Genomic DNA, 14,567 nt, shown 5'->3' with positions numbered 1-14,567 from the left:
ATTATTTCACAAAGCGATTGCGCAGCTGGATCAGACGGGCCAAGGCGAATTGGGCGATTGCACTGCGCCCTTGTTTTTGCGCGCTCAAAAGATCAACGGCGTCTTCTGGACTGATTGGTGCGCCCGTGGCCGGATCACTGTAGCGGGGAAAGTCGATCAGTACGGCGTGTGCGAGGCCCTCAAGGGAGGGACGTGCCGCGCGGCGTGCGGGGACGCCCCCACGATCATCAGTTAAGCCCCAGCCTGCATAAAACGGTGTGCCTGTGCATGTCACGGGTGTCGCGCGCAAAAGCGCCTCGAACCCAAGCAGAGAGGTCATTGTCCAGACCCGATCACAGGCCTCAATGAGAGAAATCGGGTCTGCGTTATGCGCGATCAAGTTGCACAAATCGCGTATTTCGGCCAAGTCACCTTTTCTCAGTCCTGCCTCGACGTCTGGGTGGGGCTTGAACACGATATAGGCAGTCGGGTGTGCAGTGCGCGCCGCGCGCAACAAGTCGCGGTTGGTCGTAATCTCGCCCGCCCCTAATTTGATCGAGGCGTCATCCTCGACTTGGCCGACGACAAGGATTTTCTCGCCTTGGGGAAGTTTAACATGGGTCGTTCGGGTGTTGTATTTGGTCAACCGAGCCGTGTTCAGGCGCGTCAGAAACGCGCGGATACGGCGGCGTGCAAACTCTGGTAGATCGGCGCGCTGTGTTATGAGGTTTTCAAGTTGGCTCGGGCGTGTTGGGTCGAAATAAACCCCGTTCTCATCGAGCGTGAGTGAGACGGGAGCAATGAGAGCGGCCCCCAGTCCTTTGGAGCGCAAAAAGCCATCTTCGACGCGAATGTCGGCGGTTTGATGGGCCCCCCAGGCCATGTGACGCGCACCGTTGTCTCTCGCCAAGGCGATTTTTTGTGGATCGTTGGTGATCTCAAACCGAGCCCGGCCAAAAGTGCGGCGCATGTGTTTGTGTTTCCAGCGTACCAATCCCGATGCAACATATCCATGCGTGTCCTCGCGGGCGGCGCGGTGGCGGGCCTGTGCGTGGGCAATCGCCGCTTCGAAATCGCAGGGCGCGCCGGTGCGCGGATTGATCCATGTGGGGTAAAGGATCATGGATGCGGCAAAAAGTTGTGCGCGGGTGAGTGCGCGCGCGCGGTGCGGTACGGGATTTTCATCGTCTGTTAGGCCCCATCCTGCGTACCATGGCTGTCCGAAAACGCGCGGATGGTGGCCCGACAAAATGGCCTCAAATCCAAGAGAGGCGCTGTGTGAATAGACGCGCGTGGCGCACTCGAGTAACGGCCACGGATTGGCCGTATGCGGCACAACGGTGATGGTTTCGGACGTTTCGGCGTCGGTGAAATGGCCGCCTTCAACGCTGAGAATGACCACATGGGTGCGAGTCAGCTCGGTCTGGGCAAAAACAAGCATTTCGCGCAACAGAGCATCGGTATCCGAGCCATTCTCGAAACTTTCGTCCGATTTGGGCTGATCTAAAACGAGGACATATGGAACATTTATCTTAGGATTATGCTCCGATTGCGCAGAATACTTGCATATTTGCGATGATTGCCACCATGCGATCCCCGCGCGCGCGCGGTCCAGTAATGCGGTATCATCCAACGGCGCGCAGGCGAGCAAGTGCTCAAGGTCTGAGCGTTTACCAGTGAGAGGGCACGCCAATGCGTCCGCCCAAATCCCCGCGGGGGCCATGTCGGCCCATAGGGGCGCGGCGCCGATCCATGCGGGGGGCGGCGACGATTGCGTACGGGTTTTGGCGTGGGTGAACAGTATTGGATGGTCGTGCAGCTCGGCGGAAATGGAACACCGCCCCGAACCAGTGTTCGAGGCGGTGCTAGGCGTGATCCATGAGTGGCTCATGGTGCCGGTTATTGAACGCTAGAGGCCAGCGTATCCGCCGCCGATACCGATCCGTTGATTGCGCCCAGCGTTTTTTGCCACTGCACAAACGGTGCTTCTGTGACGTAAACCGTGTCGCCATCGCGGATGATGAAATCGCGCGCCATAAACAGCCCGTTCGGCTCTGTCAGGTTGAGAACGTAGACGAGGCGCTGTGTGCCTGTGATGTCATCGCGGCCCAATACCTGTTTTGAAATAGCCTCGTTTTCGTTGCGAAACACAAAGACGCCCGTTGGATCGGCGCTATTGGTCTGCAATCCACCAACGCGTGCGATGGCCTCAAGGGCGGAGAGTGTCCGGCTTTCAAATGGCACAACGGTTTGTGTGCCCGTTGCGCCCAGCGCCATAAATTCGCGTGGGTCGGCCTCGATCAAAATGCGGTCGCCGTTGCGCAGGGCAATATCGTAATTTGGTTCGGTAAAGATGTCCTCATACCAAACGGTGCCTGTTTTGCCGCCACGGGTGACTTTGACGCGGGCAATGTCGGGGCTGACGTTAACACCACCTGCCGCCGCTAGCATGGCGGATAGCGTCCGTGTTGGACGCTCGATCGGATAGACGCCGCGGCCATTGATGGAGCCCGCGACCGTCACGGTCGCGCCGTCACCAGCCACGCGGGATACGAGAACTTGCGGGTCGGGGGTTTGGGTGTCGAGTTTTTCGGTAATGATGCGGCGGATTGCTTCGGGGCTGTTGCCCGCAGCTTTGATACGGCCCGCATATGGCACAAAGATAAAGCCCGCACCATCCACTTGAACTTGGTTGAGCACGGTTGCGTTGGCCCCTTGGTTGGCCAACAGACCGTCATCGACGTTTTCCCAAATGGTCAACGCCAAGGTGTCTCCCGGATTGATCGTGTCGGAGCCGACAACGCCCGCGCTGATAAAGGATTGGGTGAAGCCAAGCGATTGAGTGACGCCCGTAGCCGCAGTGACGCGGTCGTTCACGGCAATGATAAATGCGTCACCTTCGTTCAGGACAGAACCTGCAAAGATTTCTTTTTTGTTGGGACCGGATCGGGGGAGGCCACAGGCGGATACGCTGGCCACAAGCGCGGCTGCGATCACGGCACGGGCCATGCGCGATTTAAATACGTTCACTGCTCTACCTCTCGATGCTTTTTACAAGCTTTTGGGGATAAATACCTGATTGCGGGATCAAAATCCACTGTGCAGGCGGTGCGGTGGGTTTTCGCGCCGTAAGGTGTTGCCTATGCGCCGCGACCTGTCATGGCATGGCCAGTGAGTGTATGGAGCGTGTTGTTTGGCTCTAAATGTAGCGGTGGATCTGAACGGCGTTTGATCACCGCGTGGGCCGCAAAGACGGGCGGGGGTGGGCATTTCCGTTGATCAGCGCGTCATAGGGCCCGTGTTGCGCCAGCATCATATCGACGACAAGACGCAGCAATTGACGCCGCCCGCGCGCGGAATAGAACCCGCCGGGAACCTGACTGGTTTCCAATAGGAATTGACGATAATCTTTGTAGGCGCGGGTGTCAGGCCGCTCGGGGTGCATAAAAAACGCGTCGAGGGATTGATGCGATACAAATTCAGGCTTGGCAAAGACGGCGGTGCCAAATGTGCGCAAGGGCAAGCCGCGCGCGAGGGCTTGTTGGCCAGCGGTCGAGTTGACGGTAACGGCCGAGCGAGCATAGTTGAGCAAGGAGGCAAGCTTACCACCGCGCACGAAATGCACGCGTCCTGTGACGCCAAAATTTGCGGCAAGTCGTTTAACCTCGGCCAACAGATTGCGGCGGTCACTTTCGAGCGGATGTGCCTTGAACACGAGGTGGTGGTGGCGCGGCGCGCCTTTGGCGAACCCGTCGATCACGTCCGAGATAAATTCGGGCATGGTGGAGTAGGGCGAATGCACCTGAAAACTGGCATCATGTTCAAGTTGCAGCAGGGCGATATGAAATGGATGACCAGAGCGGCGAATGCGCCACGTGCGCCAGCGGCGAGACACGCGGTGCAGGGGCATCATGATCAAGCGTTTGAAATAGAGCATGAATTCGTAGGTCACTGGCAATTCGCGGTGGCCGCGAAAATGTTTGAACGCGCCGTTTCGAAACATCACAAACCAGTGGTAGAGCGCGCCGTAAAAGATGTGTTGGCGCATGTCGCCCCAATGGTCGGGTGCCTCGATATTGTCGTGATCAATGTTCGCCAATGCCGTGCGCATTTGCTCCACACTCAGGCCCATCAGAGCGGAATGTCCGTTCGCCCCATCACGCTCGTAGGTGATCCAGAACGGCCGCAGATAGCCCTCCTCAAAGACGTGGATGCGCAGGCCCAACTCTTTGGCGCGGGCTACGGCGAGGGCATGCACGGGGCGCGGGTCGCCGTACAAAACGATGTCGGTGACGCCCTTGTCCGCGACGATGGATTGAAAGGTATCAGGCCACGCCTCAGGCGTATCGGTGTAGGGCAGAAATGTCTTGGTCGAGAACCAAAAGGCGCGGTCGCCGGCGTTAAACCCGACCCGCCAAACGGTGGCCCCCGCCGCGCGAAGCATCTTGCCCAACTGCCAAAAAAACGGTCCGTGCGGTCCTTGAAGCATGAGAAACACGCGCGTCTCGTCGGGGCGCTGGTCTGAACTGTTACTGGTTACGGGATCACGCATGTCGGGGGTCGCTTTTATTACCAATTCAGAACGACATAGAGGAATAATCGGGCCAATGTGTGGCTTAGTTTTCGGGTTTATGAGCGGCGTGTCAATTAAGACATAGCCGCGCGATATCGGGATGTGACGCAATCGGCCTTGTAAGGGGGGCGGCACAGCGTTACCTCTTGGGGCGAATTCGAGAGGAAAACACCATGTTTACAGGCATCATCACTAATGTAGGGCACGTTCTGGAGCTTGAGCAAAAGGGCGATTTGCGCGCGCGGATCGGGTGCGATTACGATGTGGACGGGATCGACATCGGCGCGTCGATTGCCTGTAGCGGTGTATGTTTGACGGTGATTGCGCTCGGCACTGCGCCGCAAAACTGGTTTGATGTGCAAATCTCGGCGGAAAGTGTGAGCAAAACGAATATCCGTGATTGGGCGGTCGGCAGCGCGCTCAATCTCGAACGTGCTTTGCGCCTTGGTGACGAGCTTGGCGGTCATATCGTGTCGGGTCATGTGGATGGTGTGGCGACGATTGTGTCAATGACGGACGAGGGCGAGAGCACGCGATTTGTGTTTGACGCGCCCGAGGCCCTCGCCAAATTCGTGGCTCCCAAAGGCTCGGTGGCCTTGGACGGCACATCGTTTACGGTCAATGAGGTCGATGGCTGCCGGTTCGGCGTGAACATCATTCCGCACACGCAACAGGTCACGACATGGGGGTCTGCATCGGTGGGCGATGTGATCAATCTGGAGATCGACACCCTCGCGCGCTACGTGGCCCGCTTGGCCGAGTTTGACTAAGAGCGTTGCGTCGCACTTTCAAAGTGCGGTGTGACAAGGTATCGCGGGGGCAACACCGTGCGCCATTCCTTCCGATCTGCGAAAAGAGATATTTATGACCGACCTAAACGAGAGCTACGCCAGTGCCGTTTCCTCCATTGAGGAAATCATCGAGGATGCCCGCAATGGTCGGATGTTTATCCTGATCGACCACGAGGACCGCGAGAACGAGGGCGATCTGGTGATCCCGTCTCAAATGGCGACCCCTGAGGCGATCAATTTTATGGCCACCCACGGACGCGGGCTTATTTGTCTGACGCTTACGTCCGAGCGCATTGACGCGCTTGAGCTGCCGCTGATGGCCACGAGCAATTCTAGTCGTCACGAGACGGCGTTTACCATTTCGATCGAAGCCAAAGAGGGTGTGTCGACGGGCATCTCCGCGCATGACCGCGCCCGCACGGTTGCGGTGGCGATTGATCCGTCAAAGACCTCTGCCGATATTGCCACGCCGGGCCACGTGTTCCCGCTGCGCGCCAAGGATGGCGGCGTGTTGGTGCGCGCGGGCCACACCGAGGCGGGCGTCGATGTCGCACGTTTGGCAGGGCTACAGCCCTCATCGGTGATCTGCGAGATTATGAATGATGACGGCTCGATGTCGCGTCTGCCCGAGCTGGTATCCTTTGCACAAAAACACAACCTCAAGATCGGGACAATTTCCGACCTGATCGCCTATCGCCGCCGCCACGACAATCTCGTGACGCGTACAGCACATCGCACCGTGACCTCTGCCTTTGGTGGCGCGTGGGACATGCAGGTGTTCACCGATGATTTGCAAGGGGCCGAGCATGTTGTTCTGTCCAAGGGTGATGTGAGCACGGACGCGCCGGTTTTGACGCGGATGCATGCGCTCAACCCGCTCGAAGATGTGCTTGGCATCGGGCGCACGTCCCGCGAGATTGAGGGGGCGATGGAATTGATCGCCGCCGAAGGACGCGGCGTTGTCGTGTTGCTGCGCGATCTTGATATGAAAATGGCGGGGGAAGATGCGGCAAGCCCACAGACGCTACGCCAGTATGGTCTAGGTGCGCAAATTCTGGCCGCTCTTGGCCTATCGCAACTGGAACTTGTCACCAATAACCCCAAGCCCAAAGTGGTGGGGCTTGAGGCGTATGGGCTGTCTATTACCGGCACCCGAAAAATCGACGGAGACGTATAATGGCCGCGAGTGAAACCCACAATATTCTTGAGACACCAACATTTGACACACCAACCAAGGTGTTGATCGTCGTTGCGCCCTATTACAAGGACGTCACAGATGAGTTGGTCGCGGGGGCCAAGGCCGAGATCGAGGCTGCAGGTGCCACATGGAATCTCATCGAGGTGCCCGGCGCACTTGAAGTCCCGACGGCGATTGCCATTGCGGATCGCACGTCGAATTTTGACGGCTTCGTCGCCCTTGGCTGTGTCATTCGTGGCGAGACCACGCATTATGATACGGTGTGTAACGACTCATCGCGCGCCATTACGCTTATGGGATTGTCGGGCCTGTGCATCGGTAACGGTATCCTCACAGTAGAGACCAAATCCCAAGCCGTTGTGCGTGCACAGGCAAAAGGACAGAATAAAGGGGGCGGAGCTGCCGCTGCGGCCTTGCATCTTGTCGCGCTTTCGCGCAAATGGTCCGCTTCGCCCAAGGACGTCGGATTTCACTCCGATGCGCTCCGCATTGCGGGCAAGACCACAGGACCGACCACGGCATGACCGATAAAAAGACACCTTCGAAACGCGATATGAAATCTGCGGCCCGCCTCTATGCGGTGCAGGCCCTATTTCAAATGGAAGCGTCCGACGAGACGGTCGATAAGGTTCGCCGTCAGTTTTATGATCACTTCTTTGGTTTGGAAACAGCCGAAGAGGGCACATTCATCGAGGGCGATGTGGATCACTTTCACATGATCACCGAGACGGCTGTGAATGAACAAGCCAAGATTGACCAAATGACGGACCGTGCGTTGGTTGCCAAATGGCCGATCGGACGTATTGATAGCACTATGCGCGCGCTGTTTCGGGCCGCAGGTGGTGAGTTGATTGCCGAACAGACGCCACCCAAGGTGGTGATTGTAGAGTTTGTGGACGTGGCCAAGGCGTTTTATCCGGGTGGCAAAGAGTCTAAATTCGTCAACGCTGTTTTGGATCACATGGCCCGTGAATGCCAGCCAGACGCGTTCAAGCCAAAGGTCTGACACTTAGGCCCGCGCCCCCATCACACAATTACGCAATCAGCCGCAGCCAAACAGGTTTGCGGCTTTTTGTTTGCGGCGCGCTGACCTGCGACACATGGCGATCTGGAATATTGTCCGCTGCGTGCTACTGTTGCGACGCTGAGTCGTCATGAAAGGCACCGTCATGCCAAAGCTGATCAAACTGTATATCACGCAAGCTATTATCGGCTTTGTGATTTCTGCCGCCTTTGTGGGTGCGCTTTTGTATTTTAATGTCGCCAACCTTTGGCATCTCGTCACCCATTCCGATGTCGGAATTCTGGCAGTGGTGATTCTTTGGGTGTCCAACGGGATCGTGTTTGCGGGGGTGCAATTTGCCATCACCATTATGAGCATGGCGGGGAAAGACGACGATGATGATCAGGGCGGCAAGCGCGATGATTTGCCTGTTCTATCTGACCCGCTCCCCGTGCGCGTGGCGGCCTCACATCGCAGGTAATGCGGCGCAGCAATAACACCGACACAAACGGACGCTTTGGCGTCCGTTTTGCACTATTGAGTACTATGGGGGAGAGGTGACGGGGGACCGCAGCAGCCGTAGCAACGCGTTGCTCCCGAAGCCTGATAAATCAGGTGGGTGCCAGGTAACATAACCAGGGTCATGACAGAGCCAGCTCCCGTACGGGTGCTTAAGGCCACCGGAGTCATGCGTCCATATGTACGAACCGAGCAGATCCCGTCCGCTCATATGTAGGGCGCGGTGCAGCTCACGGCAAGGGGCAAGTCGAATTGGGCGGGGATTGCGCGCCTCTTATGGCGTTAACCTACCGGATCTGTCGGTCCTTGAACTTTATCCGCGTGGGAGGGGGCGTTGAGTCGTGTGTTACCCGATCTTGCGTGCCTGATCGGCGGCGGCACGTAGCTCTTCTGCGATTTCTTCGGCTTCTTCAGGATCGAAGTCCATGGGCACTTCAATACCGTTTGCCTCGATGAACAGACGCACCATGCCTTCGGTCGTTGGACCGATTTGCAGGTTTGCTTCGATGTCTTTTTCTGAATTGATACCCATGAAAACGGCTCCTTTGATCATTGTTACCACCTACGCCGCTGTGTGGCGGGAGGCAAGGAAAAGAGATAGCTGCATTTTTCGCGGATCACCTCTTGCATTCCAATCCTGTGCGCAGTAAATCCCCCGCAGTGCCGCCTTAGCTCAGTTGGTTAGAGCGCCTGATTGTGGATCAGGAGGTCCCTGGTTCGAGACCAGGAGGTGGTACCACTACCCCCTCCATTTTGATTTCGACGAGGCCGGCTGCACGGTATACTTACTATTTGAGTGTGACGGTTTGACGGTGTGCGCCTGTTGCCGCGTCATAAATCAAGATCTCTGTCTCGGTGGTGATCGCGACCCAATCGGACCCGCGCGTGAATGCGATGGGGGTGGCCCCGTCCGGTAGCGTTATCGACGCAGGCAGGTCAAATGCGATCGTTTTGGAGGGCGTCGTTGCGCTAATCGTCGGGAAGCGGGTGACAAAGAGCACGATCAAGACTAAAAGCCCGCCAATCATCACCGCCGTAAGAGCCGTCACAAGTCTGCGCAGAAATGTCAGATGAGCGGCTTGGGCGGGATCAATGTCCATCAGTTCACCCACGGGTTCGTCCATGTCAGCCATCAAAATCACCTTTCAGATTGCGGAAAATCCGCCCAAGCGCCTTGATAAGGCGATTGCCCGCGATGTGCCAGAGGCGGCAAACTTGTCGCGCTCACGTCTGGCCAGATTGATTGCGGATGGCGCCGTTGTTGTAAATGGAGCGGTGGCTTTGGATCAAAAGGCTAAGATCTCCGAGGGCGATACCATCGAGATCACGGTGGATGAAGCAGTTGAGACCGAACTTGTGGCTGAGGATATCGCGCTCGATGTTATTTTTGAGGACGCGCATCTGATTGTTATCAACAAGCCTGTGGGGATGGTGGTGCACCCTGCACCTGGAAGTCCTTCAGGGACGCTTGTGAATGCGCTGATGCACCATTGTGGGGAAAGCCTATCGGGGATCGGCGGCGAAAAGCGCCCCGGTATTGTGCATCGCATTGATAAAGACACCAGCGGGTTGTTGGTCGTGGCCAAAAACGATCAGGCCCACCACGGTCTCGCCAAACAGTTTGAAAAGCACACGGTCGAGCGCAAATATATCGCGCTGGTGTACGGTGCACCTGATGTGATGGACCCACGGTTGCGTGGCGTTAAAGGCATCGGTTTTGAGGGCGCGAACATTTTGCGCATTTCTACAATGCTTGGGCGCTCAAAGAATGATCGCCAAAAGCAGGCGGTAAGTTTTTCCGAGGGGCGTCATGCGATTACGCGCGCACGACCGTTGGACCTATTCGGCACGCCGCCTCAGGTGGCTCTGGTCGAGTGTTGGCTGGAAACGGGACGGACGCATCAAATTCGTGTGCATATGGCGCATGCCGGTCACGGGCTTGTCGGGGATCAAACCTACGGCGGGCGGCGCAAGCTGTCGCACAAAGCGCTGTCAGAAGCAGCCCGTGATGCGATTGCGCAGTTCCCGCGTCAGGCGCTTCATGCGGCGGTCTTGGGGTTCAAGCATCCCGTGACGTCCGAGGATTTGAGCTTTGAGGCGCAATTACCCGCCGATATGGCGGGTTTGATCGCATCCCTAGGCTAGGCCCGCGCCGTTCAATTGATTGTTTTAGATCGTTCGCGCCGTAGGCGTGCGCACAGTGGCCCTTGCATAAATGCAGGGACGCGCGCCTTGCATTGTTGCGATTCCGCACAATATTGTGAGGACCGTCATGAGGCATGGAACACTGACGGAAATCCGTCCATGCTTCGTTAAAGACATGAGTTTAAGTCACGGGTTTGACGGCAACGGGTGCTTGGTCTCTCGAGTTCGGATCGAACGACCGCCCCTAGGTGGTCCAACTTATGTTAAGGGTTGTTACATCATGTTAATTGGTGTAACATGCTATCAAATGAAACGCGGAGGCTATGAAATATGAGTAATTACAGCAATCTGCCGGCTCCATCGCCCGAACAGGGTTTGAATCGCTACATGCAAGAAATCCGCAAATTTCCGATGCTGGAGCCCGAAGAAGAGTACATGTTGGCCAAACGGTGGGTCGATCACGAGGATAGTTCAGCCGCGCACAAACTGGTGACATCGCACCTACGATTGGCTGCTAAAATCGCTATGGGCTATCGTGGATACGGACTGCCGCAGGCTGAGGTCGTGTCAGAGGCTAACGTGGGGCTGATGCAGGCGGTCAAACGGTTTGATCCCGAAAAGGGCTTTCGTCTGTCCACCTACGCGATGTGGTGGATCAGGGCGTCGATTCAGGAATACATCTTGCGCTCTTGGAGCCTTGTGAAGCTTGGCACAACATCGGCCCAAAAGAAGCTGTTCTTTAACCTGCGCAAAGCGAAGTCACGTATTGGCGTGCTTGAAGTTGGGGATATGCACCCTGACAACGTGGCGCGCATTGCGACTGATTTGGGTGTGACCGAGGACGAGGTGATTTCCATGAACCGCCGGATGGCGGGGGGCGATGCCTCGCTCAATGCCACGGTCGGTGACGAGGATGGCGCGGCGCAATGGCAAGACTGGTTGGAAGATGAAAGCGCCAATACGGCCGCTGATTACGAGGCCAAGGACGAATTGGAAAGCCGCAGAGCGCTATTGGCGCAAGCGATGGACGTGCTCAACGAGCGTGAAAAAGACATCCTTGTGCAGCGTAAATTACAAGACAAGCCTGTGACGCTAGAGGATTTGTCGAGCAAATATGATGTGTCGCGTGAACGCATTCGCCAGATCGAGGTGCGTGCGTTTGAAAAGTTGCAAGACCGGATGAAGGTTCTCGCAGCCCAAGAGGGCATGTCCGAGGACGCCTAAACCGTCCTCCTTATTTATGCAAAAGGGGTAGCTGCGCGCGGATCGCGGCTGCCCCTTTTTTTATGCGCGCGTCTCGGGCAGTGTGAGCGAAACGGCATAGGAGGATGACATGTCAAATCCAGTACGGTGGGGCGTTTTAGGCGCGGCCAAGTTTGCACGCGAATTTATGGCGCGGGCCATCCATGAGGCCGAGGGCGCACAATTGGTCGCTTTGGCCACATCGAGCGCGGCAAAGGCCGAACCGTTTCAGGCGTTTTGTCCTGAATTACAGGTGTTCACGGACTATGATGCGCTTTTGGCCAGCGACACGGTGGACGCGATTTACATCCCGCTTCCCAACCACCTGCACGTCGAATGGGCGCAAAAGGCGTTGGATGCTGGCAAACATGTTTTGGTCGAAAAGCCGGTTGCGATGCGCGCGGATGAGATCGACGGGTTGATCGCCAAACGCGACACCACGGGTCTGCACTGTGCAGAGGCCTATATGATCGCGCATCACCCACAATGGACACGCGTGCGCGATTTGATCGCTGAGGGGGTTATAGGCGATTTGGTTCAGGTCGATGTGGCGTTTTCCTACAACAACGCCGCCGATACCGACAATATCCGCAACCGTGCCGAGACGGGTGGCGGAGCTGCCGGTGATATTGGTGTCTATGCCTTTGGGTGCGCGCGGTTTGTGACGGGTGAGGAGCCTGATGCGATTACCTCGACCCGCATTGTGCGTGAGGCGGGTGTCGATGTCACAACCGAGATCACCGCAACATTCCCGAGCTTTTCCTACCATGGCTATGTCTCCATGCGCATGGCGCCTTACCAAGAGGCGCGGTTTCATGGGACCAAAGGCGTGATCGTGGTCAAGACTCCATTCAACGCCCGTGTCGCGGGGCAGGCCGAACTGGAAATCCGCCTGTCCGATCATGTCCGGATCGAGACGTTTCCAGCCGTCAATCATTACGCAGTTCAGGTCGAAAACTTTTGTCGCACGGTGCGCGCAGGTGTTGCCTATCCGTGGGATTTGGAAAACGCCAAGGGGACGCAAACGATGATCGATGCGGTTTTTGCGGCAGATCGGGCCTGAACGGGCCGTGTTGGGGCCGCTTTCCATTGGGGCAACGCGCGGAACAAGGTAAAGTATCTATCAAATCGTTAAAGGAATCACCTATGGCCGACCCCAACGAATTTGATCACGTTATGCCCGATTTGGGCACTGAACCGCGCGAACGTCCTGTGGGCGAAGTGCATGAAAACCTTGCGGCGCGTATCCTCTATTCGGTCCTGATCTGGATTATGATGAGTTTCGCCTCCACCATCATTGGGTTTCTTGCACTTGTGCAGGGGGTCATTCTTTTGACGTCTGGTAAAAAGCCCAATGCCCGCATTGCAGGGTTCGGCACAGACGTCGGGATTTGGTTTGCAAAATCTACACGTTACATCACTGCCGATAGCGAGACAAAGCCGTGGCCGTGGACCGAACTGGACTAAAGAGCCAACCACCAGACATCAAAAAGCCCCGCTCATGTGCGGGGCTTTTGCGTTTGTGTGGGGCGTGCGCATTTGTTTGGCGCGCTATTCCATGGCTTCCAATTGATCAATCATGCCCGAGATCATCGACAAGCCTTTGTCCCAAAATTTAGGGTCCGAGGCATCAAGGCCAAAGGGTTTCAACAACTCGGAGTGGTGCAGTGATCCGCCCGCTTTGAGCATATCGAAATACTTGTCTTGAAAGCCCTCTGGCTGCTCTTGGTAGGCGGCATAGAGCGCGTTCACGAGCCCATCACCAAAGGCATAGGCGTAGACGTAGAACGGTGAGTGGACGAAGTGGGGGACATACGACCAAAAGGTCTCGTAGCCGTCCATAAACTCGAACGCAGGCCCAAGGCTTTCACCCTGAACGGACATCCAAAGCGCGTTGATATCGGCAGAGGTCAACTCTCCGCTTTTGCGCGCCTCATGGAGTTTGCATTCAAAGTCATAGAACGCGATTTGGCGCACCACCGTGTTGATCATGTCCTCAACTTTGCCTGCAAGCAGGATTTTGCGCTCGGCATCGGTTTTGGCATCGGCCAGAAGTTTTTGGAACGTGAGCATCTCGCCAAAAACAGACGCCGTTTCGGCCAGTGTGAGCGGTGTGGAGGACAGCATTTCACCTTGCTCGGCGGCCAGCACTTGGTGGACGCCGTGGCCCAATTCATGCGCCAGCGTCATCACATCGCGCTGTTTGCCCAGATAGTTGAGCATCACATAGGGGTGCGCGTCCGTGACGGTCGGATGGGCAAAGGCACCGGGGGCTTTGCCGGGTTTCACGCCCGCGTCGATCCATCCCTTGTCGAAAAACGGTTCGGCGAGTGCGGCCATTTTGGGGTCGAACCCCGCGTAGGCGTCCATCACTGTTTTGCGCGCCTCGTCCCAATGAATGGTGCGTTTCTCTTCCATTGGCAAAGGCGCATTGCGGTCCCAGACTTGGAGCTTATCGAGGCCAAGCCACCCGCGTTTCAACTCGTAGTAGCGATGCGAGAGTTTGGGGTATGCGGCAACTACGGAGTTGCGCAACGCCTCGACCACCTGCGGTTCGACATCGTTGGAGAGGTGACGCCCTGTTTGCGGTGTTGGCATCCCGCGCCATTTATCTTCAACATCGCCCATCTTGGCCAAAGTGTTGTGAACACGGGTGAAAATTTTGATGTTGAGGCCAAGGACGCGTGCGATTTCGCGGGCCGCTGCCTCGCGGGTGTCGCGGTCTTGCTCCGACAAAAGCGTGGCAATAGCCTCTAGCCCCATGTCCTCGCCGTTCACGGTAAAGCTCAAATCAGCAACCGTTTCGTCGAACAATTTGTTCCATGCGGAGGCCCCGACGATGGACATATCGTGCTCGTAGCGCTCCAACTCGTCAGACAGTTGATAGGGGCGCATTTTGCGCATCCGCTCAAATATCGGCCGGTAACGCGCCAGATCGGCATGGCCGAGCATGGTCTCGATCGTCTCATCGGGAATGCGGTTCACTTCGAGCGAGAAAAACACCAAGGGCGCGGTGGAGGTGGTTAGCTTGTCTTGGACATCGGAAAAGAATTTGACGCGCTCACCATCGGTGGTGTTTTGGTAGTACAGCAGCCCCGCGAACGAGCCGAGACGGCC

15 protein-coding genes and 1 tRNA gene are annotated in these 14,567 nt (G+C 56.8%); 10 read left to right on the top strand and 6 right to left on the bottom strand.

Features of this window, described 5'->3' with window-relative positions; all coding sequences use genetic code 11:
* Nucleotide 1: 1 nt before the first annotated feature.
* The 3 genes from ACTG34_RS06755 to ACTG34_RS06745 all read right to left on the bottom strand — a co-directional run bounded on the left by ACTG34_RS06755 (nucleotide 2) and on the right by ACTG34_RS06745 (nucleotide 4,531).
* Nucleotides 2-1,870, bottom strand: a complete 1,869-nt coding sequence (locus ACTG34_RS06755; RefSeq protein WP_439104208.1) for a capsular polysaccharide biosynthesis protein — start codon at nucleotides 1,868-1,870, stop codon at nucleotides 2-4.
* Between the two features lie 8 nt (nucleotides 1,871-1,878).
* On the bottom strand, nucleotides 1,879-2,988 hold the full coding sequence (locus ACTG34_RS06750) for a polysaccharide biosynthesis/export family protein (RefSeq protein ID WP_439104224.1): 1,110 nt from the start codon (nucleotides 2,986-2,988) through the stop codon (nucleotides 1,879-1,881).
* Nucleotides 2,989-3,211: 223 nt separating this feature from the next.
* Nucleotides 3,212-4,531 carry a capsule biosynthesis protein gene (locus ACTG34_RS06745; protein ID WP_439104207.1) on the bottom strand — a complete coding sequence of 440 codons (1,320 nt, stop codon included), beginning with the start codon at nucleotides 4,529-4,531 and terminating at the stop codon, nucleotides 3,212-3,214.
* A gap of 194 nt (nucleotides 4,532-4,725) precedes the next feature.
* On the opposite strand from ACTG34_RS06745, the gene ACTG34_RS06740 reads away from it, so the two are divergent.
* The 5 genes from ACTG34_RS06740 (at nucleotide 4,726) to ACTG34_RS06720 (ending at nucleotide 8,025) form a co-directional block, all read left to right on the top strand.
* Nucleotides 4,726-5,322 (top strand): riboflavin synthase, encoded by a 597-nt coding sequence (locus ACTG34_RS06740; protein WP_439104206.1) that lies wholly within the window; start codon nucleotides 4,726-4,728, stop codon nucleotides 5,320-5,322.
* A 94-nt stretch (nucleotides 5,323-5,416) separates the two neighbouring features.
* Entirely contained in the window at nucleotides 5,417-6,520 is a 1,104-nt protein-coding gene (ribB, locus tag ACTG34_RS06735) for a 3,4-dihydroxy-2-butanone-4-phosphate synthase (RefSeq protein ID WP_439104205.1), read from the top strand.
* Nucleotides 6,520-7,065: a 6,7-dimethyl-8-ribityllumazine synthase gene (locus ACTG34_RS06730; RefSeq protein WP_439104204.1), complete on the top strand. Its 546-nt coding sequence runs from the start codon at nucleotides 6,520-6,522 to the stop codon at nucleotides 7,063-7,065. The genes ribB and ACTG34_RS06730 overlap by 1 nt, the downstream gene beginning before the upstream one ends.
* A complete protein-coding gene (gene nusB / locus ACTG34_RS06725; RefSeq protein WP_439104203.1) occupies nucleotides 7,062-7,547 on the top strand; it encodes a transcription antitermination factor NusB in 486 nt (161 codons plus the stop codon). The genes ACTG34_RS06730 and nusB overlap by 4 nt, the downstream gene beginning before the upstream one ends.
* 163 nt (nucleotides 7,548-7,710) lie before the next feature.
* Complete coding sequence (locus ACTG34_RS06720; RefSeq protein ID WP_439104223.1) at nucleotides 7,711-8,025, top strand: hypothetical protein; 315 nt, start codon at nucleotides 7,711-7,713, stop codon at nucleotides 8,023-8,025.
* A 384-nt stretch (nucleotides 8,026-8,409) separates the two neighbouring features.
* On the opposite strand, the gene ACTG34_RS06715 is transcribed toward ACTG34_RS06720, so the two are convergent.
* Nucleotides 8,410-8,595, bottom strand: a complete 186-nt coding sequence (locus ACTG34_RS06715; RefSeq protein WP_439104202.1) for a DUF6324 family protein — start codon at nucleotides 8,593-8,595, stop codon at nucleotides 8,410-8,412.
* A gap of 130 nt (nucleotides 8,596-8,725) precedes the next feature.
* Here ACTG34_RS06715 and ACTG34_RS06710 point away from each other — a divergent pair.
* Nucleotides 8,726-8,802, top strand: a tRNA-His gene (locus ACTG34_RS06710).
* A 49-nt stretch (nucleotides 8,803-8,851) separates the two neighbouring features.
* On the opposite strand, the gene ACTG34_RS06705 is transcribed toward ACTG34_RS06710, so the two are convergent.
* Nucleotides 8,852-9,196 carry a DUF6476 family protein gene (locus ACTG34_RS06705; protein WP_439104201.1) on the bottom strand — a complete coding sequence of 115 codons (345 nt, stop codon included), beginning with the start codon at nucleotides 9,194-9,196 and terminating at the stop codon, nucleotides 8,852-8,854.
* Here ACTG34_RS06705 and ACTG34_RS06700 point away from each other — a divergent pair.
* The 4 genes from ACTG34_RS06700 (at nucleotide 9,186) to ACTG34_RS06685 (ending at nucleotide 12,917) form a co-directional block, all read left to right on the top strand.
* The gene (locus tag ACTG34_RS06700; protein ID WP_439104200.1) at nucleotides 9,186-10,208 is read left to right on the top strand and encodes an RluA family pseudouridine synthase; all 1,023 of its coding nucleotides are present in this window, start codon (nucleotides 9,186-9,188) and stop codon (nucleotides 10,206-10,208) included. The two genes, ACTG34_RS06705 and ACTG34_RS06700, sit on opposite strands and share 11 nt — an antisense overlap.
* A gap of 330 nt (nucleotides 10,209-10,538) precedes the next feature.
* A complete protein-coding gene (gene rpoH / locus ACTG34_RS06695; protein ID WP_439104199.1) occupies nucleotides 10,539-11,432 on the top strand; it encodes an RNA polymerase sigma factor RpoH in 894 nt (297 codons plus the stop codon).
* A gap of 109 nt (nucleotides 11,433-11,541) precedes the next feature.
* A complete protein-coding gene (locus tag ACTG34_RS06690; protein WP_439104198.1) occupies nucleotides 11,542-12,513 on the top strand; it encodes a Gfo/Idh/MocA family protein in 972 nt (323 codons plus the stop codon).
* Between the two features lie 83 nt (nucleotides 12,514-12,596).
* Nucleotides 12,597-12,917, top strand: coding sequence for a DUF4389 domain-containing protein (locus tag ACTG34_RS06685; RefSeq protein ID WP_439104197.1), 321 nt, complete (start codon nucleotides 12,597-12,599; stop codon nucleotides 12,915-12,917).
* Nucleotides 12,918-13,001: 84 nt separating this feature from the next.
* On the opposite strand, the gene ACTG34_RS06680 is transcribed toward ACTG34_RS06685, so the two are convergent.
* A partial coding sequence (locus ACTG34_RS06680) for a M3 family oligoendopeptidase (RefSeq protein ID WP_439104196.1) occupies nucleotides 13,002-14,567 on the bottom strand: 1,566 nt, incomplete at its 5' end.

Origin of the sequence: Celeribacter marinus (genome assembly GCF_965656515.1) — a bacterium.
GTDB lineage: Bacteria > Pseudomonadota > Alphaproteobacteria > Rhodobacterales > Rhodobacteraceae > Celeribacter > Celeribacter marinus_D.
The sequence above is the reverse complement of the archived record's forward strand: the minus strand, read 5'-3'. Positions and strand labels throughout refer to the sequence as shown.